Raw genomic sequence first — 893 nt, 5'->3', positions numbered from 1 at the left:
GGGCGGATTGGTTAGGGCAAATCGCCATTTACCCGAGCCAAATTGCAGCAGGTACGTTAGTCGCGATTATCGGTAGTACCTACTTCTTGTTTCTGATGCTCAAAAGCAAGTTCCGATAACTTGGCGTAAAAAGATAAGCGAAAAAAGAAACCCGCTCTTTGGGAGTTTACTCCGAAGCAGCGGGTTTCTTTTTAATGCGCGTTAGTTGAAGGCAGCGTCGTTCGATTCATCATTCGAAGCAGGAAAACGCTGCTCGTAAAGCTCCATAAAGTCCTGACGAATCAAATGTTCTAAATGGTTCGCCTTATCTGTCGGGCAGAAGATCATCACATGCACAATCTGCTCACCATTAATATGACTTGAAATGTGGATGTGCGGCTCTGCACCCGGCAGATCGACACCGGCATGCTTCTCGATCATGGCATTGTAACGATGAGCCACATCACTAAAGTAACTGCAATGCTCATCAATTTTGTCCGTTAACGGTGTCAGTAGCGGATACAGGTTGACGAAGTCTTTCACCACAATCGTGAAATTATGGTAAACATAACGCTTCATGAAGTTGAGGTTTTTAACCGGATAGGTGAAAAACATACTATTAGGCAACGTCGCGGTTTTACCCGTGTAATGGTATTGCCCGTGATGCAAATCGATCTCTTGAATCACCGTCGCCATCATGTTGTGTTCGATCACCTCGCCACACAACTTCCCCACTTCAATCCAATCACCCACTCGAAACGAGCGCGAACTCGCACGTTGAATCGAGCCTGTAAAACACAAAATGATCTCTTTCGATGCCACCACAATAGCAACCGCAATCGCTGTAACACTGAGCGCAAACTCACTGATTTCTGATTGCCAGAGGATAAACAGGATCAGCAATGTGAACGCAA

At 45.8% G+C, this 893-nt stretch carries 1 protein-coding gene; it reads right to left on the bottom strand.

What is annotated here, in order from left to right; genetic code table 11:
• Window positions 1-201 precede the first annotated feature (201 nt).
• Window positions 202-893: mechanosensitive ion channel family protein (locus R7190_RS26240; protein ID WP_318137722.1), on the bottom strand; the 692-nt coding region annotated here is incomplete at its 5' end.

The organism is Vibrio sp. 1078-1, assembly GCF_033340475.1.
The sequence above is the reverse complement of the archived record's forward strand: the minus strand, read 5'-3'. Positions and strand labels throughout refer to the sequence as shown.